The sequence below is a fragment of the Pseudomonas caspiana genome, assembly GCF_002158995.1.
GTDB classification, from domain to species: Bacteria; Pseudomonadota; Gammaproteobacteria; order Pseudomonadales; family Pseudomonadaceae; genus Aquipseudomonas; species Aquipseudomonas caspiana.
The window spans coordinates 153,280-174,318 of record NZ_LOHF01000007.1; the positions used below are offsets into that span (position 1 = coordinate 153,280).

19 protein-coding genes are annotated in these 21,039 nt (G+C 58.2%); 10 read left to right on the forward strand and 9 right to left on the reverse strand.

The window, feature by feature from the left end; translation table 11 throughout:
* Positions 1-54: 54 nt before the first annotated feature.
* Complete coding sequence (gene mdaB, locus AUC60_RS10985) at positions 55-639, reverse strand: NADPH:quinone oxidoreductase MdaB (RefSeq protein WP_087266631.1); 585 nt, start codon at positions 637-639, stop codon at positions 55-57.
* A 140-nt stretch (positions 640-779) separates the two neighbouring features.
* Positions 780-1,541, reverse strand: coding sequence for a sulfite exporter TauE/SafE family protein (locus tag AUC60_RS10990; RefSeq protein ID WP_087266633.1), 762 nt, complete (start codon positions 1,539-1,541; stop codon positions 780-782).
* Between the two features lie 259 nt (positions 1,542-1,800).
* On the opposite strand from AUC60_RS10990, the gene AUC60_RS10995 reads away from it, so the two are divergent.
* Both AUC60_RS10995 and AUC60_RS11000 read left to right on the forward strand, forming a co-directional pair.
* Positions 1,801-2,703, forward strand: coding sequence for a LysR substrate-binding domain-containing protein (locus AUC60_RS10995; RefSeq protein ID WP_087266635.1), 903 nt, complete (start codon positions 1,801-1,803; stop codon positions 2,701-2,703).
* A 241-nt stretch (positions 2,704-2,944) separates the two neighbouring features.
* Complete coding sequence (locus tag AUC60_RS11000) at positions 2,945-3,886, forward strand: NAD-dependent epimerase/dehydratase family protein (protein ID WP_087266637.1); 942 nt, start codon at positions 2,945-2,947, stop codon at positions 3,884-3,886.
* A gap of 74 nt (positions 3,887-3,960) precedes the next feature.
* Here the strand turns inward: AUC60_RS11000 and AUC60_RS11005 are convergent, their stop codons facing one another.
* From AUC60_RS11005 to AUC60_RS11015, 3 genes are all read right to left on the reverse strand, one after another.
* Entirely contained in the window at positions 3,961-5,208 is a 1,248-nt protein-coding gene (locus AUC60_RS11005; RefSeq protein WP_087266639.1) for an OprD family porin, read from the reverse strand.
* A 212-nt stretch (positions 5,209-5,420) separates the two neighbouring features.
* Positions 5,421-6,347, reverse strand: coding sequence for a 2-hydroxyacid dehydrogenase (locus AUC60_RS11010; protein ID WP_087266641.1), 927 nt, complete (start codon positions 6,345-6,347; stop codon positions 5,421-5,423).
* Entirely contained in the window at positions 6,344-7,120 is a 777-nt protein-coding gene (locus tag AUC60_RS11015; protein WP_274521392.1) for a class II aldolase/adducin family protein, read from the reverse strand. The genes AUC60_RS11010 and AUC60_RS11015 overlap by 4 nt, the downstream gene beginning before the upstream one ends.
* A gap of 120 nt (positions 7,121-7,240) precedes the next feature.
* Here AUC60_RS11015 and AUC60_RS11020 point away from each other — a divergent pair, with 120 nt between their 5' ends.
* Positions 7,241-8,212: a LysR family transcriptional regulator gene (locus tag AUC60_RS11020; protein WP_087266645.1), complete on the forward strand. Its 972-nt coding sequence runs from the start codon at positions 7,241-7,243 to the stop codon at positions 8,210-8,212.
* A gap of 70 nt (positions 8,213-8,282) precedes the next feature.
* Here the strand turns inward: AUC60_RS11020 and AUC60_RS11025 are convergent, their stop codons facing one another.
* Positions 8,283-9,200 (reverse strand): LysR family transcriptional regulator, encoded by a 918-nt coding sequence (locus AUC60_RS11025; RefSeq protein WP_238599556.1) that lies wholly within the window; start codon positions 9,198-9,200, stop codon positions 8,283-8,285.
* A 233-nt stretch (positions 9,201-9,433) separates the two neighbouring features.
* On the opposite strand from AUC60_RS11025, the gene argH reads away from it, so the two are divergent.
* The 7 genes from argH to AUC60_RS11060 all read left to right on the forward strand — a co-directional run bounded on the left by argH (position 9,434) and on the right by AUC60_RS11060 (position 16,769).
* Positions 9,434-10,861 carry an argininosuccinate lyase gene (argH, locus tag AUC60_RS11030; protein ID WP_087266650.1) on the forward strand — a complete coding sequence of 476 codons (1,428 nt, stop codon included), beginning with the start codon at positions 9,434-9,436 and terminating at the stop codon, positions 10,859-10,861.
* 18 nt (positions 10,862-10,879) lie between these two features.
* Positions 10,880-11,755 carry an amino acid ABC transporter permease gene (locus tag AUC60_RS11035; RefSeq protein WP_087266652.1) on the forward strand — a complete coding sequence of 292 codons (876 nt, stop codon included), beginning with the start codon at positions 10,880-10,882 and terminating at the stop codon, positions 11,753-11,755.
* 18 nt (positions 11,756-11,773) lie between these two features.
* Positions 11,774-12,538 (forward strand): amino acid ABC transporter ATP-binding protein, encoded by a 765-nt coding sequence (locus AUC60_RS11040; RefSeq protein WP_087266654.1) that lies wholly within the window; start codon positions 11,774-11,776, stop codon positions 12,536-12,538.
* A gap of 28 nt (positions 12,539-12,566) precedes the next feature.
* Positions 12,567-13,403, forward strand: a complete 837-nt coding sequence (locus AUC60_RS11045; RefSeq protein WP_027901630.1) for an ABC transporter substrate-binding protein — start codon at positions 12,567-12,569, stop codon at positions 13,401-13,403.
* A gap of 59 nt (positions 13,404-13,462) precedes the next feature.
* Positions 13,463-14,311: a polysaccharide deacetylase family protein gene (locus AUC60_RS11050; protein ID WP_087266658.1), complete on the forward strand. Its 849-nt coding sequence runs from the start codon at positions 13,463-13,465 to the stop codon at positions 14,309-14,311.
* Positions 14,304-15,206 carry a polysaccharide deacetylase family protein gene (locus AUC60_RS11055; protein ID WP_087266659.1) on the forward strand — a complete coding sequence of 301 codons (903 nt, stop codon included), beginning with the start codon at positions 14,304-14,306 and terminating at the stop codon, positions 15,204-15,206. Before AUC60_RS11050 ends, AUC60_RS11055 begins: the two co-directional genes overlap by 8 nt.
* A 201-nt stretch (positions 15,207-15,407) precedes the next feature.
* Positions 15,408-16,769, forward strand: coding sequence for an MmgE/PrpD family protein (locus tag AUC60_RS11060; RefSeq protein WP_087266661.1), 1,362 nt, complete (start codon positions 15,408-15,410; stop codon positions 16,767-16,769).
* Between the two features lie 151 nt (positions 16,770-16,920).
* On the opposite strand, the gene mmsB is transcribed toward AUC60_RS11060, so the two are convergent.
* The 3 genes from mmsB to AUC60_RS11075 all read right to left on the reverse strand — a co-directional run bounded on the left by mmsB (position 16,921) and on the right by AUC60_RS11075 (position 20,869).
* Positions 16,921-17,808 carry a 3-hydroxyisobutyrate dehydrogenase gene (gene mmsB / locus AUC60_RS11065; protein WP_087266663.1) on the reverse strand — a complete coding sequence of 296 codons (888 nt, stop codon included), beginning with the start codon at positions 17,806-17,808 and terminating at the stop codon, positions 16,921-16,923.
* 169 nt (positions 17,809-17,977) lie between these two features.
* The gene (locus AUC60_RS11070) at positions 17,978-19,504 is read right to left on the reverse strand and encodes a CoA-acylating methylmalonate-semialdehyde dehydrogenase (RefSeq protein WP_087266666.1); all 1,527 of its coding nucleotides are present in this window, start codon (positions 19,502-19,504) and stop codon (positions 17,978-17,980) included.
* Positions 19,505-19,540: 36 nt separating this feature from the next.
* Positions 19,541-20,869, reverse strand: a complete 1,329-nt coding sequence (locus tag AUC60_RS11075; RefSeq protein WP_087266668.1) for an MFS transporter — start codon at positions 20,867-20,869, stop codon at positions 19,541-19,543.
* Between the last annotated feature and the right edge of the window lie 170 nt (positions 20,870-21,039).

Genomic DNA, 21,039 nt, shown 5'->3' on the forward strand with positions numbered 1-21,039 from the left:
TTATCGCGGGCAAGCACCACTCCCACAAGGGGTTGCGCAACTCTAAGGTCAGTTTTACACCCCAAACACCTGCGCCAAGTGCGCTTCGTAACGCTTCACGTCGTTCTCGATATTCGGCATCTTCATGACATCCACCGCCAGGAAAGTCGGCAAGGCGGTCATGTCGAGGAACTCGTTGGCTTTGTGGAACGGGAAATACACCGCATCCACACCCTTGCCTTCAAAGAAATCAGTCGGATCTTCGAACGCTTGCCGTGGCGCGTTCCAGGTGGCGGAAATCATGTACTGCTTGCCCTTGAGCAAGCCTCCACTGCCGTATTTCTGCGACGCATCGGAACGGGTACGGCCGTCGTTGGCGTACAGCGAACCGTGGCCTTCGGTGAAGACTTCGTCGATGTACTTCTTGACGGTCCACGGCGCGCCCATCCACCAGCCTGGCATCTGATAGATGATCACGTCCGCCCACAGGTACTTCTGCACTTCATCGATGATGTTGTAACCGCCGTCGATAAAGGTCTCTTTGACGTCGAACCCGGAGCGATCCAGGTAAGCCACCGCCGCTTCATGCAGGGTGGCGTTGTAACGGCCATCGGAGTGAGCGAATTGTTTGCCGCCGTTCAATAACAGAATTTTTTTCATGTGTTACCCCATCAAGTAAAAGGGAGGTTCATTAAATTTGATGGGCGAAAGATACAGGCTGGGGCTGGTCAGAATAAGGCCGACAAGGTCAAATGACTTTTGACCCAGAAGCACGAATAAGCCTCTCATTATTGAAACCGCTAGCCGAGCAAGAGATGTAAGCCCAACGCCCCCATGCCGATAAAGAACACGCCCTTGAAAACCTTCGCACTGATCCGTTGACGCAGCCACTGCCCGAACCACATACCCAGCAGCGCAGGGATCAACGCCAGAACCGAAGCGCCCAGCTCGCCGCCGCCCAGTGCGCCATTCCAGAACAGACCACCGGCCAACGCCAGCGTGGAAACCGTGAACGACAGACCCAACGCCTGCACCAGCGCGTCACGCTCCAGCCCCAATGCTTGCAAGTAAGGCACCGCCGGGATCACAAATACCCCGGTGGCCGAGGTGATCACGCCGGTGACAAAACCACATGTCGGGCCAAGCCAGACTTCATGACGTGGCGCAATACGCAGGGTCGGTAAAAAAAGACCACTCAAGGCATAAAGCGACAAGGCCGCGCCTAACGCCCGGGTCATCAATGGACCGCTGCTGATGCCAATGACCATGGACCCCAAGACCGTGCCTGAAGCGATCATCAGCAACATGGGCCAAAGCCGCTTGAGCAGCAGTGTCAGATGACCGCCAGTCATCAGTTGCCAGACATTGGTCACGGTCGACGGAATGATCAGCAACGCGGCAGCCTGCGTCGGAAGCATAGCCATCCCGAGCAATCCCATGGCCACGGTCGGCAAGCCAAGGCCGATCACGCCCTTCACGGTTCCGGCGAGTAGAAAAGCCGCCATCACCAGTATTGATAGGGCCCAGCCTAGTATTTGATAGTGGTCGATAATGTCGTTCATGGCGTTATATTGGCAGCAAAGGCCGTATTGGAAAATTCGCCATATACTGAGCCAGCCTTAGGCAGAACCGGAGGCTGTTCTGATAGTGCTTCAGCCCCGCGCTGTCTTCTGGCAACCAACGAACCTGTAGGAGTGAGCTTGCTCGCGATAGCATCTTGTCAGTCACAAGATATGTGACTGGCAGACCGCTATCGCGAGCAAGCTCACTCCTACAGGGGCGGCGCTGGGCATCTGACCGCGCACACTGGAAAAAACCCACATGCACTTCGATCTGATTGATCTACGCCTGTTTCTGAATGTGCTGGAAAGCGGCAACATCACCGCCGGTGCGGCGCGCAGTCATCTGTCGCTGGCCTCGGCGAGCGCGCGCATTCGCGGGCTTGAAACCTCGCTGAATATTCCACTGCTGGAGCGCGGTCGTCGTGGAGTGACGCCCACGCCAGTGGGCAAGGCGCTGGCGCAGCACGCACGGCTGATTCTGCAACAGGTCGAGCGCATGCAATTTGATCTGGCCGATTACGCCAAAGGCTTTAAGGGTCAGGTACGCCTGCTCTGCAACAGCTCGACCCTGAGCGAACATCTACCGGAGCTACTCGCAGACTTTCTGGTCAATCATCCGAACATCGACATCGATGTCGAAGAACAACCCAGCCTGCGCATCCTCCAGGCGCTGCGCCACGGCGCCGCCGACATTGGCGTTATTACCGATGCCGTCGACGCCAGTGATCTACAGACCCGACCGTTTCGGGCAGACCCACTGAGCCTGATCATGCCGCCGGATCATCCATTGGCCCGCGAGACACAAGTGCATTTCAATCAGGCGCTGGATTACGACTTCGTCGGCCTGTCGGTCGACAGTGCTCTGGCCCTGCACCTGGAAGCACAGGCGCTGCATATCGGTAAACGACTGCGCATCAGGGTACGGGCTGAAGGTTTTGACTCAGCGATCCGAATGGTCAGCCATGGCGCGGGATTGAGCATCGTGCCGCAAGCAGCGATCGAGCGCTGGCAAGGGCTGCGCAACTTCAGCAGCGTGCCATTAAGCGACGCGTGGGCCGACCGGCAATCGCTTCTGTGTGCGGTGGATTTTGATGCGTTGCCGGGGTATGCGGCAGTGCTGCTGGCAGCGTTGAGTATGAAAGGCGAACAGGCCCCGAATTGAAGTGCACTTCAGGCAGAAGGTGCTGCCCCACGGAAAACACTGGATCTGTAGGAGCGCACGAGCACTGCGAGGCCGCGATGGCGGCCTGTCTGAGACACCGCAATCGCGGCCTCGCGGTGCTCGCGCGTGCCTACAGGCCTTTGTAGCAGGCACAATCGTGTCTTTTTCCTTCAACCGTCAGCATTAACCAATCCGCCGACTATCCTGCTTGCAGCAATTGTTAATGACAGTCAGGAAGGCCATGAAAATTCTCGTCACAGGCGCAACCGGTTTTATCGGCAAAGGGCTGCTGCAGAGGCTGACCACCGTGCCTGAATACCAAGTGACAGGTTCGACCCGTCAGCAAAGTCCGGAGCCGTCAATCGCGCCCCTCATTCAGGTAGGCACATCCACCGCAACGACCGACTGGTCCGCCGCTCTGCAAGGTGTCGATGTCGTCATCCATGTTGCAGCCCATCTCGCTACCCGCGGCAGTTCGCTGAACGCACTCAGAAGCACCAACGTCGAAGGCACCCTGGCCTTGGCGCGGCAGGCGTTATCTGCAGGTACTCGGCGTTTCATTTTCATCAGTTCGGTCGGCGTCAATGGCTCGACCACTCACCACGTACCATTCAACGAAATGTCCCTGCCCGCTCCGTCGGATGACTACGCACGGTCCAAACTTGAGGCTGAACAAGCGTTGCAAAAGCTTTTGCAGGGCACCGCCATGGAGCTGGTAATAATCCGTCCACCGTTGGTGTACGCAGGCCACGCACCGAGGAATTTCTCGCGTTTGATGGACTGGGTTCGCTCGGGCGTCCCCATGCCGTTTGCCGCCATCCATAACCGGCGCAGCATGATTGCCCTGGAGAATCTGGTGGACTTCATCGCGCTATGCATCGAGCACCCGACGGCGGCCAACGAGCTCTTTCTGGTGTCCGACGGCGCTGACATGTCGACTGCACAAATGGTGACGCACCTGGCGAATGGAATGGGTTCCACAGCCCGGTTAGTGCCGGTGCCTGAGTCGTTGTTGCGTCACGGAGCCAGGTTGTTAGGTAAGGGGCCGATGTATTCGACGCTATGTGCTTCACTGGTGGTCGACTCGGATAAGGCGCGTCGATTGCTCGGCTGGACGCCGCCCGTGACAAGCATTGATGCGCTGATCAAAAGCGGCCGTGACTACCGCGCATTGAACACGTGAAATTGAGCCCATAAAAAAGCCCGCCCCGGGGGATGAAACCGGGGCGGGCTACATTTCGATGGGGTCGAAACGGCTTACAGGATGCTGATCGGGTACTCAATGATCAGACGCGTGTCGTCGACTTTTGTGTTGTAGTCCGAAGCACCGCTGCGATAGGTCGCGTTACGCACGCGGAAGCTCAGATCCTTGGCCGGGCCAGACTGAACGACGTACTTGGCTTCGATATCACGCTCCCAAGCGTTGATATTGTCTCGGGTTCCGCTGGTAGCGTCAGAGCCCATGACGTAACGCGTCATGAAGCTCAGACCTGGAACACCGTAGGTCGCCATGTTCAAGTCGTAACGCGCCTGCCAAGACTTCTCGTTCTCGTGGTTGAAGTCAGAGTACTGAACCGAGTTGCCGACAAAGATGGTGCTGTTACCGTCAATACCGTAGTCGTAGTTGTTGGTGCCATTGACCACCTGACGACCGACCAGGAAGGTGTGAGCGCCGAGGGTGTAGGACGCCGTCAGACTCCAGATGGTGCTGTCGTAAATACCATTCTTTTCCTCGCCGATGCTTTTGGTGTCATAACCGTTGAGGTCAAACTTCACCACGTCCTGTGGTGACAACGCCAAAGCGTAAGTCAGGCTGCCGTAGTATTTGCGCCATACGTCTTCAACGTTGGAGTAGTACGCACTGGCCGACAGGTTCTTGTTGAACTTGTACAAACCGCCACCAAAATTGATGACATCCAGACCCGCACTGTCATGGTCGCTCTGGTTGCGGTTTCTCAACGCAGTGAAGTGACCGCCTTGCAGGGTCAGGTTGTCGATTTCGTTGCTGGTGACCAACAAGCCTTGAGCGGTTTCCGGCAGCAAGCGGCTGTCAGAAGTTGCGAAGACCGGGTTGTTGACGTACTGGTCGCCGAATTTCAGTACCGTTTTCGACACGCGCATTTTGACCGCTGCGCCTGCATAACCGTAACCGTCCTTAGCACCGTCAGAATCCTGTTCAAGCAGGTTAACGCCATAACCGTCACGACCGCGCCCCGTGTCCAGCTTCAGGCCGTAAAGGCCGATAGCGTCAAGACCGAAACCTACAGTGCCTTGGGTGAAACCGGATTCGAAGCTGCCGATGAAGCCCTGCGCCCACTCTTCGCCATAGCTTTGCGCAGCACCTTCAACGCGGTTATCACGGTTCATGTACATGTTGCGCGCCTTGACGTTCAACTTGGCGCCTTCCAGAAAACCCGTAGCGTCTGCCTGCGAATCAGCAAAAACCGGCTGCACAGATCCCGCTGCCACTGCCAGGGCAATGACACTTAGTTTGCAAACATTCATTACTGCTGCTCCGTTGGTTATCGCATCCGCCTGCCTTCGTTGGGCGAGCGGATATTTATTGGCAGATTCAGAAGGGATGTTTCTTTTGCCAATACATACGCGATGGCATTTCTTATTTGGATAGCAGCTTCTAACGACACACTAACAACCAGACCCCGGCTTCCTCTCCCCAGGAAGCCCCCCACTCCAGGTCTGGTTTGTTACTACTCTCCCTAGTAGCCCTGTTCCGGGTTCACCTGATTCGCCAAGGGTAAATCCGCATCAAGGCGCTTCAGGTTTCCCAGAATCTGTTCAGCTATCACTTCGTAGGAAGCGGATGAAGCAATGTGCGGCGTCACGCATATCTGCGGATGGCGCCAGAATGAGTCGTCCGTGGGTAAAGGTTCCTGCTCGAATACATCCAGCAAAGCGCCACGCAATTGACCGCTGTCCAGCGCGGCTAACAAGTCGTCACGGCGCAGGTGTTCGCCACGACCGCAGTTGATGATCACCGAGCCTTTCGTCATGGGCGCGAAGGTCTCGCTATTCAGAATGCCGACTGTCTCCGTGGTAAGAGGCAATAAACAGACCAAGATGTCCAAATCCTGCAAAAACTCATTGAATTCAGCCAATTGAAAGGTTTTAACCCCTTCAACCTGCTGCGCACGACGTGCCCAGCCACGTGTATCGAAACCCAGCCCGGCCAGTTGCACCGCAACGGCGCGTCCCAACTCCCCGAGCCCCATAACGCCCACCCGGGTTTGTTTGGCAGGTTGTTGCCCGGGGCGATGCCAAACCACGCGGGCCTGATTTTGCAGCATCTGATCAAAGCCACGGTGGTAGTGCAGAACACCCCACAACACGTATTCGATCATGCCCAGCCGATGGTCTGGATCGATAATTCGGCAGACCGGAACATGCGCGGGCCGACTCGGATCCTTGAAGATCTGGTCAGCACCGGCAGCAATCGAGTGAATCAGACGCAAGTTGGGGAACATCCCCAAATCACCCGGTGAAGGGTTCCAACAGAGTGCAACGTCGGCGTCCTGCGCACCAGCTTCGCCGGGCCGCAGAATCGTCAGCGACGAATCCAGCGCCAGCAGATTTTCACGAACACGGCCCAATCCACCACCCGTTCCAAGCAACACCAGAGGCTTCATGAGCAGTACTCGTTACGCTGGCTGGCGATCAGTTCCAAGGCCGCTTCCCAAGCCAGTTCGGTAATCCCGTCGCTGTCGTCGGCTTCGAACTGTTGTGCGGTGTGCTCACAGACTTGCGGGGCGGGTTGTACGAGTTCGACTCCACCGGCCAGCGCCTGGACCTGCGCCTGACAGGCGCGCTCCAGGAAGTAGATATTCGAGAACGCTTCGGCCGCCGAACCGCCGGCGACCAGCAGGCCGTGATTGCGCAGAATCATCGCGTTGGTATTGCCCAGATCGGCCACTAGACGCGCGCGCTCGGCGAGGTCCAACGCGATGCCTTCATAGGTGTGATAACTCAGGCGGTTGTAGAACTTCAGCGCGTGCTGACTCAACGGCAGCAAACCTGCGCGTTGCGCCGCCACTGCCATACCGGCCGCCGTATGGGTATGAATCACACAATGCGCATCGGGGCGCGCCGCATGAATCGCAGAATGGATCACGAAGCCCGCACGGTTGACGCGGTGCTCGGGATAAAACTCGTCGACGACGTTACCCTCGCTATCAATCTTCACCAACGTGCTGGCGCTCATGCGCTCGAACAGCGTGCCATAGCGGTTGATCAGAAAGTGGCCGCTGTCGCCCGGCAGCCGCAGGGAAATATGCGTATCGATCAGGTCAGTCATGCGGTAGTGAGCCAGCAAACGGTAGAGCGCGGCGAGTTCGCAGCGTGCTTTGCGTTCGGTCTCGGGCATGTGCGGCGGTAGCTGATCGTGGCTGGAGGAAGCGGACATCATGGGTTCCATCAAAAGGTCATGGCGCAATTTGTGCAGCCTTTTTAAGAGCAAAGGGCAAAGCAGTTCAATTCGCCATTGCTTATATTCATTATTTTTTTCACCAATAAAGGCTGTGCAGTGACTCAATCGACTAGCCCGGTAGCCATTCCCCGCCCCTCTTCGCGACCGTTGGGCGAGCGACTGGACTGGAATCTGTTGCGTACCTTTCAAGTGGTCGCGCAGGAGCTGAGTATCAGTCGCGCCGCCGCACGCCTGCACCTGTCCCAGCCCGCCGTCAGCCAGGCAATCAAACGTCTTGAAGAGCAGCTTGGCGCAGCGCTGATCGAACGCCGTGGGCCGCGTTTTCTGTTGACCCAGTCGGGCATTGAAACACTGCGCGTAGCGGCGGAAGTGCAGAGCCATTTCACGCAACTGGACGCAGCTCTCGAACGCAGCAGCGATCAGGTGGTGGGCAAGGTGCGAATGCTGACGGTGAGCGGCATTCGCTGCCCGGCCTACGATAAATTTCTTTCGCAACTGCACCGTGACTATCCCGGCATCACCCTGGAAATCGACGTGCAATCCAGCGACGCAATCCTCAGTTCGCTGTCTCAGAAAACCGCCAGCTTCGGCCTGGCAGTCAACCGCACCGCTCCCGCCTGGCTCGGCCAGCAATGCCTGACTCAAGAGCACTACGCTTTCTATTGCAGCGACGAGCACCCTTTATATGGACGTAAAGATTTAAGCCTCGCCGACCTGCGCAACGAGCAGCTGATTATTTTCACCGGGGATTTGCTGGGCGGCACGCTGTCGTCGCTGGCCGAGTTTCGCGACCTGCATAAACTCACCGGACAAATCGTCGCCTCGTCTGCCAATACCCAGGAAGTCTTGCGTCTGGTGCTGGCAGGCTTCGGCATCGCATGCCTGCCGCAACACATCTGCCAAGGCGAATTAGCGGCTGGCCGTTTGTGGCGCTTGCCGCCTGAGGAAGGCGTGGGTTCGGTGGATATCAACCTGCTATGGAATGTGGAGCAACGCCTGACCAAAGCCGAATCGGTGTTCCTTCAGCGCTTGCGCGAAACCACCACTGACGGGCAGTCTGCGCCTTAATGTTCCGTTCCGGTGCACGCTGACCGGGTACTTCCGTAACATGCACCGGTAGCGCGCATTAGTTGATTACTTATTTGCTCTGGTTATTAGCAGTGGAACTTTCCTGCATTATCTCGAGGAAAACATCCAATAAAGGGTTGCGTGGAACCTGCTGTTTGTACAACAGTTTCACCGGTGTGGCTATGGCAAATTTCTGCCTCTTTATAGAGCGCATCTCGCCGCGCTCGACATAACTTCTGGCCCAATGAACCGGCAAGTAGCCCAGATAACGGCCGGTCTTTATCATGATCGCCACGGCTTCAACCTGAGTGGCCACGGCAGTCACTTCACGCTGACTCATCAATGTCGACTTACCCGCATGAACGGCATAAGCGTGCTCGACAAATTCGGCTTCTGCCAGGCACTTCTCATCGACACTTTCATCGTTCATGGCAAAAAATGGATGGCTGTTCGAGCAGTAAAGCTCTGACACTTCGTCGTACAGCGGCATGACTTGAAATTCATCTTTACCGCTGTAAACGGGTACGATGCCTACTGCAAAACGGCCTTTGAGAATACCTTGTTCGATCTCATCCAAAGGCGCCACATTGAGCCGCACCTTTGCCTTGGGGGCCTTTATTTGCAGGGCTTTCAGGGCATCAACCAAGGGCGAATCAGGGTCTGAAACGGTGTTATCGATGACGGCGATGTTCAAATCGCCGAGCAACTCGCCACGCACATTACCGAGGCGGTCACGAAAGTTATCCAGCGCCATGAACAGGTCAAGACTGGCGTCGTAAATGATCTTGCCTTGTTCGGTCAGGCAGAACTTTTCCCGCCCTCGCGTACATAGGCGCATGCCCAGTCGAATTTCAAGATCCGATATCTGCTTACTGATTGCCGCCAGGCTGATATTCAGTTCTACCTGTGCTGCGGTAAATCCCCCCGCTTCAACCACTGCCCTAAAAACCTTGAAGAGTTTCAAGTCCATGGCGCTGGCCATTGACATCGCCGCTTCACCACTTCTTTTTGGCAGGTTTCCAGTTTCAGTAAGTTGACTTGCCATTTAAAACATTTCCCCGCGCGTTGGTTTTTTCTAGCATCCCTCTCCATTGATCGATTCAACGTTAAGTGTAAGACCACTTATTCCTTGCTCGCCCTGCGATCTTCACATCGCAGTTCATATCGCACAACACGCTGTTGTTCAGGGTGGAGCAATCAACGTGCCAACGGAGAATTTACATGTCTGACGCCACTGATCGCCTTTGGGGCGCACGTTTCAAGACCGGCCCTGCTGAAGCCATGGCCAACCTGTCCCGCTCGCCGCGCGCCTACTTTCGCCTGACGCCGTACGACATCGCAGGCTCCAAGGCACATGCCAACGAATTGAACCGTGCCGGCCTGCTGGATGCCGACGAAACCGCACGCATCATTGAAGCCTTGCGCACCATTGATGTGGACTTCGCCGCAGGCAGCATCGAGCCAATCGCTGCCGATGAAGACGTGCACACTTTCATCGAGCGCCTGCTGACTGAACGCCTCGGCACACTGGGCGGCAAACTGCGCGCAGGCCGTTCACGCAACGACCAGTCGGCCAATGACATGCGGCTGTTCCTGCGTGATCAGGTGCGGGTCATGACCCTGGCGATTCTCGAATTGCAGAAGGCACTGGTCTCGCAAGCCGAGCAACACATCAACACCATCGCGCCGGGCTTCACGCACCTGCAACAGGCGCAGCCGATTGTGTTTGCTCACCACCTGATGGCCCATGCCCAGGCGATTCACCGTGACATCCAGCGCCTGCAGGACTGGGACACACGTTTCAACCTGTCGCCACTGGGCGCAGCCGCACTGGCAGGTTCAGCCATCGCTCGCGACCCGCAACGTTCAGCCGCCGAAATGGGTTACAGCGGCCCGTGCGAAAACTCCATCGACGCCGTTGCCAGCCGCGACCATGTTGCTGAATTCCTGTTCTGCAGCAGCATGCTGGGCATCAACATTTCGCGACTGGCCGAAGAGTTCTGCCTGTGGACATCCCGTCAGTTCCGCTGGGTCGAACTGGACGACGGTTACGCCACCGGCAGCTCGATCATGCCGCAGAAGAAAAACCCGGATATCGCCGAACTGGCCCGTGGTAAATCAGGCCGATTGATCGGCAGCCTGACCGGCATTCTGGCCGTGCTCAAGGCTCAGCCGCTGTCTTACAACCGCGATTTGAGCGAAGACAAACACGCGATTCTCGACAGCCTGGAAACCGTGCATCTGGTGCTGCCTGCCTTCGCGGGCATGGTCCAGACCATGAAAGTGCGTGCTGACGAATTGCTGCGTCAGGCACCGCTGGGCTTCACCCTCGCCACCGAAGTGGCTGACTGGCTGGCCGTGCGCGGCGTGCCTTTCAAAGAGGCGCACGAGATCACCGGCAAGCTGGTGCAGCTCTGCGAAGAGAACAATATCGGCCTGGAAGAACTCACCACCCAACAACTGGCTGCGACTGATTCGCGCCTTACGCCGCAAGTGCTAGACGCACTGACGCTGGAAGCAGCATTGGCCGCACGCAGCGGTTGGGGTGGTACTTCGCCGGTACGGGTGGCCGAGCAGATCGAGCGCTTCAAGCAGCAACTGGTCGCACAGGAAAAATGGGCACTCGACTACGCGGGTCCACGCGGCTGATTCAACGGAGAGTATTCCATGTCAAAGCCTCAAGCTTCAGCCAGCGCCGAGCGCGCTTCACTCGCGGCCAAGTACGACATCTCGACCTACAAGGTTGTGCCACGTCGTTACTACGGTCGTTATGCCGCCGCGACGCTGATCGTGGTGCTGTTGATCGGGCTGGTTCACGCCTTTATCAACGGCAATATCGAATGGGGTTTCGTACGGCAGTTTCTGACCGCCGAATCGATCATGTTCGGCCTGTTGAACACCATCATCATGTCGATCCTGGCGATGGCGCTGGGCGTAGTGCTCGGGGTGATCGTGGCGGTGATGCGCATGTCGCAGAACCCGCTGTTGCGCTATGTGGCGCAAGGTTACACCTGGCTGTTTCGCGGTACGCCGCTGATCCTGCAATTGCTGCTGTGGTTCAACCTGGCGCTGATCTTCCCGACACTGGGCATCCCCGGTCTGTTCGAGTTCAAGACCGTTGAAGTGATCACGCCGTTTGCCGCTGCACTGCTGGGGCTTGGTATTAATCAGGGCGCCTACACCGCCGAAGTGGTGCGTGCCGGTCTGCTCTCAGTGGACAGCGGTCAGTACGAAGCCGCCAAGTCCATCGGCATGCCGCGTCTGCAAGCACTGCGCCGCATCATCCTGCCGCAGGCCATGCGCATCATCATCCCGCCGGTCAGCAACGAGTTCATCGGCATGGTGAAAATGACCAGCCTGGCCAGCGTCATTCAGTACTCGGAACTGCTGCACAACGCACAGAACATTTACTACGCCAACGCCCGCGTCATGGAGCTGCTGATCGTGGCCGGCATCTGGTATCTGGCGGTCGTGACCATCCTGACGTTTGGTCAGAGCCGACTGGAAAAACGCTTCGCCCGCGGCGCTGGCAAACGTAACTGAGCCTCAGGAGGCGCAACCATGTTGAACATCGTCAAAGCAGTAGACGTCAACAAGTTCTTCGGCGACTTCCAGGCGCTCAAGAACGTGAATCTGGAAATCCCCCACGGCGAAGTGCTGTGCATCATCGGCCCGTCGGGGTCCGGCAAAAGCACCCTGCTGCGTTGCATCAACCAGCTGGAAAAGGTCGACGCAGGCGGCTTGTGGGTGGATGAAGAAATTCTCGGTTTCCGTACCGACGGCCACAAACTGGTTGAGCTGAGCGACGTACAGATCGCAAAGCAGCGGCTCAAGACCGGCATGGTGTTCCAGCGATTCAACCTGTTCGCACACATGACGGTACTGGAAAACATCATTGAAGGGCCCTCGCAGGTGTTGCGCCAGCCCATCGAAGATTGTCGGGAACTGGCCATGGAACTGCTCAAGCGAGTAGGCCTGGAAGCCAAGGCCAATGCGTATCCCATCGAGCTTTCGGGTGGTCAGCAACAACGTGTCGCCATCGCTCGCGCATTAGCCATGCGTCCCAAACTGATGCTGTTCGATGAGCCGACTTCGGCCCTCGACCCCGAGCTGGTCGGTGAAGTGCTCTCGGTCATGCGTGACCTGGCCAAAAGCGGCATGACCATGATCGTGGTCACTCACGAACTGGGCTTTGCCCGTGAAGTGGCTAACCGCGTGGTGTTTATGGATGCGGGGCAAATCATAGAGACGGGTGCACCGGAAGACGTGCTGATGAACCCGCGCAACCCACGCACCCAGGATTTTATCGCTGCCGTTTTGAACTGAACTCAAACCCTTGCTGAGGATGTCCGATTTGAAAACTTTCGCGCTTACCGCTACCGCCGTACTGTCCGCTCTGATTTCGGTTTCGAGCTGGGCAGCCGACACTCACGTGTTGCCAAAATCCATCAAGGACAAGGGCTACATTACCGCCGGCATCGCCCCGAACTATCCGCCGATGGACTTCAAGGATCCGGCCACCGGCAAACTGACCGGCGTCGATTACGACCTGGGCACCGAAATCGCCAAGCGTCTGGGTGTCGAGATCAAGTGGCAGGAAACCGCTTTCGAACAAATGGTCAGCGGCCTGGCAACCAACCGTATCGACATCGTGCTGTCGGGCATGACCGATACGCCTGAGCGCCAGCAGACCGTGGATTTCGTTGATTACTTCAGCACCGGCCCGCAGTTCTACACCCTCGAATCCCAGAAGGATTTGAAAACCACCGCGGACATGTGCGGCAAGAAAATCGGCACCAGCCGCCGTACGACATTCCCGGTGGAAATCGCCAAGTGGAGTGAAGTGAACTGCGTTGCCATCGGCAAACCGGCGATCACTGTGGTTGGCACCGAAGGCAGCGCCGATGCCCGTGCGCAACTGCGCCAGTCGCGTCTGGACGCCGCCGTGCAAGGCAGCGAAACCCTGCCGTACATTCAGGGCCAGGAGCCTGGTGTATTCAAGGTGATCGGTGAGCCATTGTCTCGTCAATTGACCGGTCTGGGCGTCGCCAAACACAACGCCGAGTTGAGCACAGCGATCATCGCGACCCTCAACGACATGATCAAAGACGGTACTTACGAGCAGATCCTGGGCAAGTGGCAGCTCAAAAACGGCGCAGTCGAACAAGCTGTCTTGAACGGCGCCAAGTAAGCAGGCTTGCACTCGCCCAGGGACCGGGCGAGTGATATTCACACTGGCGGAGACTCCCCATGTTTGCCTCTAACGATCTGCGCTGGCCGAACAACGCCCGCGCCAGTGTCGCCCTGGCCTTCGATCTGGACGGCCCGACCGGTGCCGCCATGCTCGACGGCTCGATCTGGCAGAAACCGGAATACTTCACCTTCGGCGGCTACGGCCCCTATCGCGCATTGCCACGCTTGCTGGACATGCTCAAAGCCCACGCGACACCGGCGACGTTTTTTGTCCCGGCCTGGGTCGTGGAGAACTGGCCAAAACAGTGTCAGGCAATCATCGAACACGGCCACGAAGTGGCATATCACGGCTATCGTCATGAATCGTTTTTCGCCCTGGACCTGCAAGCCCAGCGCGAGGTCATGAAGATCAGCGCCGACATTTTCAAGCGTTACCTGGGCATCACTGCCACGGGTTTCCGCACGCCTTCGGGCGACTGGCACAGCGAAACACCCGCCTTGCTCATGGACTGCGGCGTGACCTACTCCAGCAGCATGCGCGGCGATGACCGCCCCTACTTCATCGAAGTCCCCGGCCAGCCAAACGGACTGGTGGAAATCCCCGGCCGCTGGGAACTGGATGACTACGCCTCGCTGGCCTACACCCGCGCACCGAATTACCCGGCCGGGCTGGACCGCATCGCCAGTTATGACCAGACGCTGGACAACTGGTGTCGCGAGTTCGACGGCACCTATCGCGAAGGTCTGTGCATGACCACGCTGTTCCATCCCAAGATCAGCGGCAAGCCGGGACGCATCGGGATTCTGGAGGGTTTTCTGGAGCACATGCACAGTCATCCGGACGTCTGGTTTGCGACCTGCAACGACGTCGCCAACTTCTGGCTCAAGGAGCATCGCCATGACTGAATCCAGGTCTGTCTGGCCCGCGCCTTACCGTTGCGCGGTAGTCATCACTTTTGATTACAACGACATTCACGGCATTCTGACTCAGGTCCCGGCGATTGCCGGGCGCGATAAAAGCCTGTCGGTCTGGCGTTACGGCACCACACGCGGCGTGCAGCGGGTGCTGGAGATTCTGGCTGATCAGAATCTGCCATCGACCTGGTGCATCCCCGGCATTGTTGCCGAAGAGAACCCGCAAGTGATTCAGGCCATTCATGCCGCAGGCCACGAAATCGCCTGCGCGGGCTATCGCCATGAAGACTTTTCAACACTGGATTTAGCTGGGCAACACGCGTCTCTGAAACAAGGCTGCCAGGTGATTGCCGAAATGACCGGTCAGCGCCCCAGCGGCTTTCGAGCGCCCGCGGGCAGTTATGCCCCAGGCTTTGTTGATGCCTTGCGTGCAGAAGGTATCGCGTGGTCTTCGTCGTGGTCCGGCGATGACCTGCCTTACTTACACCCGGCGACGCAGATTGATTCGGCACCGTTGGTTGAGCTGCCGCTGCACTGTGAGCTGGAGGATGAGCCGTACTTCGCCTTCAATCTCGCGCCTGCCGTGCCGGTCAGCCAGGCGCGAATTGGCTCCAGCTCCGAGGTGTTGAAAAACTGGCAGCATGACTTCAACGGCTTCCACCGTTTCGGCCTGTGCTATGTGCTGCGCCTGCATCCCGAAACCCTCGGCACCGTGGGCCGCAGTGGTCTGCTGCTGGAGCTGCTGACCTGGCTCAAGGCGCAACCGGACGTGTGGTTCGCCACGGCTGAGGAAGTCGCGGACTGGTGGAGTGGGAATCACAGCAAGGTGCCGGAAGATCACCCGGCTGCGGTGTTTGAGCGGCACAACAAAGTCCAGAACGCCTGAGATTTACATCGGCACATATCGAACCTGTAGGAGTGAGCTTGCTCGCGATAGCGTCAATTCAGGCGATAAATTCGCCGACCAAAAAACCGAATCGCGAGCAAGCTCACTCCTACAGTCCCAGTGTTTGCTTCGCGACAGCGCGGTGTCATGGCACCCGAGCCGACCCAAATCGCGGTAACGTGCACTTATGAGCCTCTCTTTATGACCAACGCCGTCGCAACCCTCAGCCAATTCATCTGCCGCACGTCATTCGATGAGCTGCCCGAATCTTTGGTCGTCAAAGCCAAGCAGCATCTGCTCGACACACTAGGCGCGGCGCTAGCCGGGTCGCAAGCACCACTGACCCAGAATGCGTTGCGAGCGATGAATGCCAGCGAGGCAGAAGGTGCGTCGGTGATCTGGGGCGCAGATTACGGCTTGTCGGCGCGCAACGCAGCGTTGATCAATGGCATTGCGGCGCATGCACTGGAGCTGGATGATTCCGGTGGCTGCGATCACTCCGGCGCGGTCGTGGTTCCGGCCATGCTGGCAATACTGCCCTTGTGCGAGCCAATGCCCGACGGCCAGGAATTACTCACCGCCATGGTGCTCGGTTACGACGTGGCGCGCCGGGTACTGGAAGCCTGTGGCGGGTATTCCCCACACAACGAAGCAGGCTGGCATTCAACCGGGACCTGCGGCGTATTCGGCGCAGCGGCGGCCTGCGCTCGCTTGCTCAACCTGGACGAGCAACAGACCGGCTCGGCGCTGGGCTTGGCGGCGAGCATGAGTGGCGGTTTGTGGGCGTTTATCCACGACGGTGCTGACAGCAAAAAACTCCACGCCGGACGCCCGGCCGAAGGCGGTGTGCTGGCGGCGTTGCTGGCGCGTGAAGGCATCACCGGGCCGACACAGGTATTCGACGACGTGTGGGGCGGATTCCTGCGCACACTCGCTCGCGACACGGCACAACCTCAGGCGCTAACCGAAGATCTCGGCGTGGTCTGGAAGCTGGCTCGCTGCTCGATAAAACCGTATGCGGCATGCCGTGGCACCCACTCGGCCATCGATGCCATTGGCCAGTTGCTGAGCGAGATGCAGATCAACGCCGATCAAATCGCCTCCATCCAGGTCAATGCCAGCGCCTTTCTGGTAGACATGTGCGCGGGGATCGACACGCAGACACTGGCCGCTGCCCAGATGAGCTTGCCCTATGCCTTGGCCGTACGCTGCTTGCTGGGCCACGCGGGGCTGGATGCGTACGAAGAGAAAAAGCGCACATCACCCGCCGTGTCGGGTTTTATGCAGAAGATCCAGATGCACGTCGACGCATCGCTTGCGCCGTTGGACGAACCGCATGTCACCCTCGTCAGCGAAGATGGACGCAGCGCCACCCTGCAAATCAAAACCCCGCTGGGTGGCCCGCTGAACCCCATCGGCGATGGCGAACTGTGGGCGAAATACAGCTCGCTGGCCACCCGCGCCTTGCCCGCCATACAGGCCGAACACTTGGGCGAACTGTGTTTGAATCTGCAGCACATTAATGATCTGCAGGAGATGCTGGATTTGTTGCGCGCGCCTTGAGGCGAACCATGCTGCGCTTAACGATCTAGGGCTGGGATGCAACCATCTGTGGGAGCAGAGCTTGCTCGCGATAAGGTTGACTCGATCTAAAATGAACCGCGTCCAACCTTATCGCGAGCAAGCTCTGCTCCCACATTGAATTGCATCAGTTTCATACCTTCTTGCGATACCCCTCAACAATCGCCGAGAAATCCTTGCCGCCCTCGCCGCGCAAGCTCATCGCTTGATAGAGCTGTTGCGCCACCGCGCCGAGGATCACCGGTTGATGGGCGACGCGCGCCGCTTCGGTTGCCAGGCCCAGATCCTTGAGCATCAGTTCTGCACCAAAACCGCCGGTATAACCTCGCGAAGCAGGCGCGGTGTCGACGATGCCAGGCCATGGGTTGTAGATCTCTGAACTCCAGCAGCGACCGGTCGAGGTGTTGATGATTTTCGCCAGCACTTCGGTGTCGATGCCCAACGTGTCTCCCAGCGCCATGGCTTCTGCGACGCCGATCATGGTGATCCCCAGCAGCATGTTGTTGCAGATTTTGGCGATCTGCCCGGTGCCGATGTCCCCGCAGTGGACGATGTTCTTGCCCATCTGCGCCAGCACCGGTTTAAGCGTTTCGAAATGCTTGTCGCTGGCACCCACCATGAACGTCAGAGTGCCTGCTTGCGCACCACCGGTGCCGCCCGAAACCGGCGCATCACCGAGGCTCACGCCTTGCTTCGCCGCGACAGCTGCAACGTCACGAATGGTTTGCGGGTCGATGGTGCTGCAATCCACCGCCGGGACGCCGGAGCCGATGCCTGCGAGCACGCCGTCATCCCCCAGGTAAACGCTGCGCACGTGAGCGGCGGCGGGCAGCATGGTAATGATCAGTTCAGCGCCCTGAGCCGCATGCCTGGGCGACTCACTGATGCGCCCGCCCAATGCAGCCAGCTCATTGAGGATAGTGGTGTTGAGGTCGAACAGATGCAGATGATGCCCGGCCTTGAGCAGATTACGGGCCATCGGCGCGCCCATGTTACCCAGACCGATGAAGGCGATTTTCATTGTTGTTCTCCTTGTGTATCAAACTCACCGCAATCTCTTGTGGGAGCTGAGCTTGCTTGCGATAAACGATAACGCGGTATGTCGTCTGGCCGCGTCTTATGCATCGCGGGCAAGCCCAGCTCCCACAGGGATTGAGTTGTGTCAGCAGCACCGCGATGCCCTGTCAGCACTATTTCAAACTTATGGTGGTATTCACCCCGTCATTAACGCTGTCGTCATCAAACCAGCGACTGGCGACGGTCTTGGTCTGTGTGTAGAACTGCACCACTTGTTTGCCGTACGGGCCGAGGTCGCCGAGTTTGGAGCCGCGTGAACCGGTGAAGCTGAAGAACGGCACGGGCACTGGAATCGGGATGTTGATCCCCACCTGCCCGACGTCGATTTCACTCTGAAACTTGCGCGCCGCCGCACCGCTCTGGGTGAACAGGCCGGTGCCGTTGCCAAACGGATTGGCATTGACCAGCGCGATGGCTTGATCGAGGGTGTCGACTTCCAGCACCACCAATACAGGCCCGAAGATTTCCTGAGTGTAGATCTGCATGTCAGTGGTGACGCCGGAGAACAGTGTCGGCCCGACAAAGTTGCCATCTTCAAAACCCGGCACCTTGATGTCCCGACCATCCAGTTCCAGCTTCGCGCCTTCGCGCACGCCGCTTTCGATCAGGTCCAGAATCCGCTGTTTGGCGCGCCTGGAAATTACTGGCCCGACATCGGTGCCCGCTTCGCTGCCGGCATTGACCTTGAGCTGCTGCGCCAGCGCTTTGAGGTCCGGCAGCCACTGCTTCGCGGCACCGACCAGTACGACCACTGAAGTGGCCATGCAACGTTGACCCGCAGCGCCGAAACCGGCACCGACCAAGGCATTCAGGGTTTGCTGACGATTGGCATCGGGCAGCACCACCGCATGGTTTTTGGCGCCCATCATCGACTGCACGCGTTTACCGTGTTGACCGGCCAGGTTGTAGACGTGAGTGCCGACGGCGGTAGAGCCAACAAAGGACACGGCTTTGATGTCCTTGTGGGTGCAAATGGCATCCACGACCTCTTTACCGCCATGCACCACGTTGAGCACGCCCGGCGGAACGCCCGCCTCAACGGCCAGTTCAACCAGCAACATGGTCGACATCGGGTCCTGCTCGGAAGGCTTGAGCACGAAGGTATTACCGCAGGCAATGGCCATCGGGAACATCCATAACGGGATCATTGCCGGGAAGTTGAACGGTGTGATGCCTGCGCAGACACCCAAGGGCTGACGCAAGGTATAGGTATCGACGCCCCCCGCAACGTTCTCGGAGAACTCGCCCATTTGCAGGCTGCCAATGGAACAGGCGTGTTCCACCACTTCCAGACCGCGAAAGATATCGCCCTCGGCATCCGCGATAGTCTTGCCCTGTTCGGCGCTGAGCACTGCTGCAATGCGCGACGAGTGTTCACGAATCAACGCCTGCAGCTTGAGCATGATGCGCATCCGCGCACCGATTGGTGTATGGCGCCAGGTCTGAAAAGCCTTCTGCGCGGCGGCCACGGCGGCATCGACTTCACCGGATGTGGCAAACGGCACCTGAGCGAGCACTTGCTGGGTCGCCGGGTTGATGATGTCGTGCCATTCGGTGCTTTGCGATTCAACCCATTCGCCATCGATCAGCAGCTTGACTCGATCCACGGTGTTGTCCTTGTTGTTCGGGGAAGCGTTCATCGAAATCTCCTAATCAAACAATTATTCAGCTCTCAGTCAGGACGCCTTGATCCGGGGCGGATCACGCTTCATCAGCGCCGTGCAGACCAACGCCACAACGCCCATACCCACCAGATAAACGATCACGTAATGCGGGCTGCCGTCGGCGTAAGCCAGTAGTTTTGTAGCGATCATTGGCGCAAAGCCACCGCCCAATACCCCCGCCAATTGCACCGACACCGAGATACCGCTGTAGCGGATTTCTGCCGGGAACTGTCGGGCGAACAGCAGTGATTCCGGCGCATACAGAATCGGGAACACCACGCCCACCGCCAGCACCATCGCCCACCAGACCAACAGCGGTTCGCGGGTGCCGAGCATGGCGAAGAACGGGTAGGCGAACGCGCACAGCAGTAGCAAGCCAGCGAAGTACAAACGACGCTGGCCGACCTTGTCCGAGAGGTAGCCGCAGAACGGCATGGTGATCAGTGACAGCGCTGCACCCGCAGTAATCGCGTTGAGGACGTCGGCACGGGGGATCTGCAGTTGATTGGCGGCGTAGGCCAGGGCGAAGGTCACCGACATGTAGAACCAGGCGTTCTCGGCAGTGCGCGCGCCAATGATCGTCAGGGTTTCCCGTGGGTGTTCACGCAGCACCTTGAGCAACGGCACCTTGACTGCGATTTTGTCTTTCTTGAGCTTTTCGAAATCCGGCGATTCCGGCACTTTCAGGCGAATCAGCCAGCCCACGCCGAGCAGCACGATGCTGGCAATGAACGGCAGCCGCCAGCCCCAACTGAGCATGTCCTCTTCGGGCAGTTTGGCGACCATTCCCATGGCCAGTGTTGCCAACACGAGGCCTGCGCCCACACCGGTTTGCGGCAGGCTGCCGTAAAAGCCTTTTTTGCCTTCGGGTGCATGTTCGACGGCCATCAACACGGCACCGCCCCACTCGCCACCTACGGCCATGCCTTGCAGAAAACGCATGACCACCAGAATCAGCGCCGCCCAATAGCCGATCTGTTCATAGGTGGGGATCAGGCCAATGATGATGGTCGGAATCCCCATCATCATCAGGGTCATCAGCAGCATGGACTTGCGCCCGATGCGGTCGCCGAAATGCCCAAAAATGATCCCGCCCAGCGGCCGCCCGAGAAAACCCACAGCGTAGGTGGCAAATGCCGCCAGAACGCCGGTGATCGGGTCCAGTGCAGGGAAAAAGATTTTGTTGAAGATCAGCGCGGCAGCCGTGCCGTACAGGAAAAAGTCGTACCACTCGATGGTCGTGCCCGCCATGCTCGCGGCACCGGCAAGACGATAGGATTTGGCTTTTTTCGCGGGCCCGGCATCGAGTGCGCCAGCGTCCGCCGTGAGTGCGTCCTTCATAAACTCCTCCGCTTATTTATTGTTGTGCAGGGTGTTATGTCGTGGGGTGTTGCCTGGGATTCTGGAGCTACGGTTCAGGGCAATTTGATCCTGCTGTTGACCCCTTTTAAACAAATACAAACTTCCCGTTTAAACCTGTTCCCGTAGGAGCTCACGAGCACCGCGAGGCA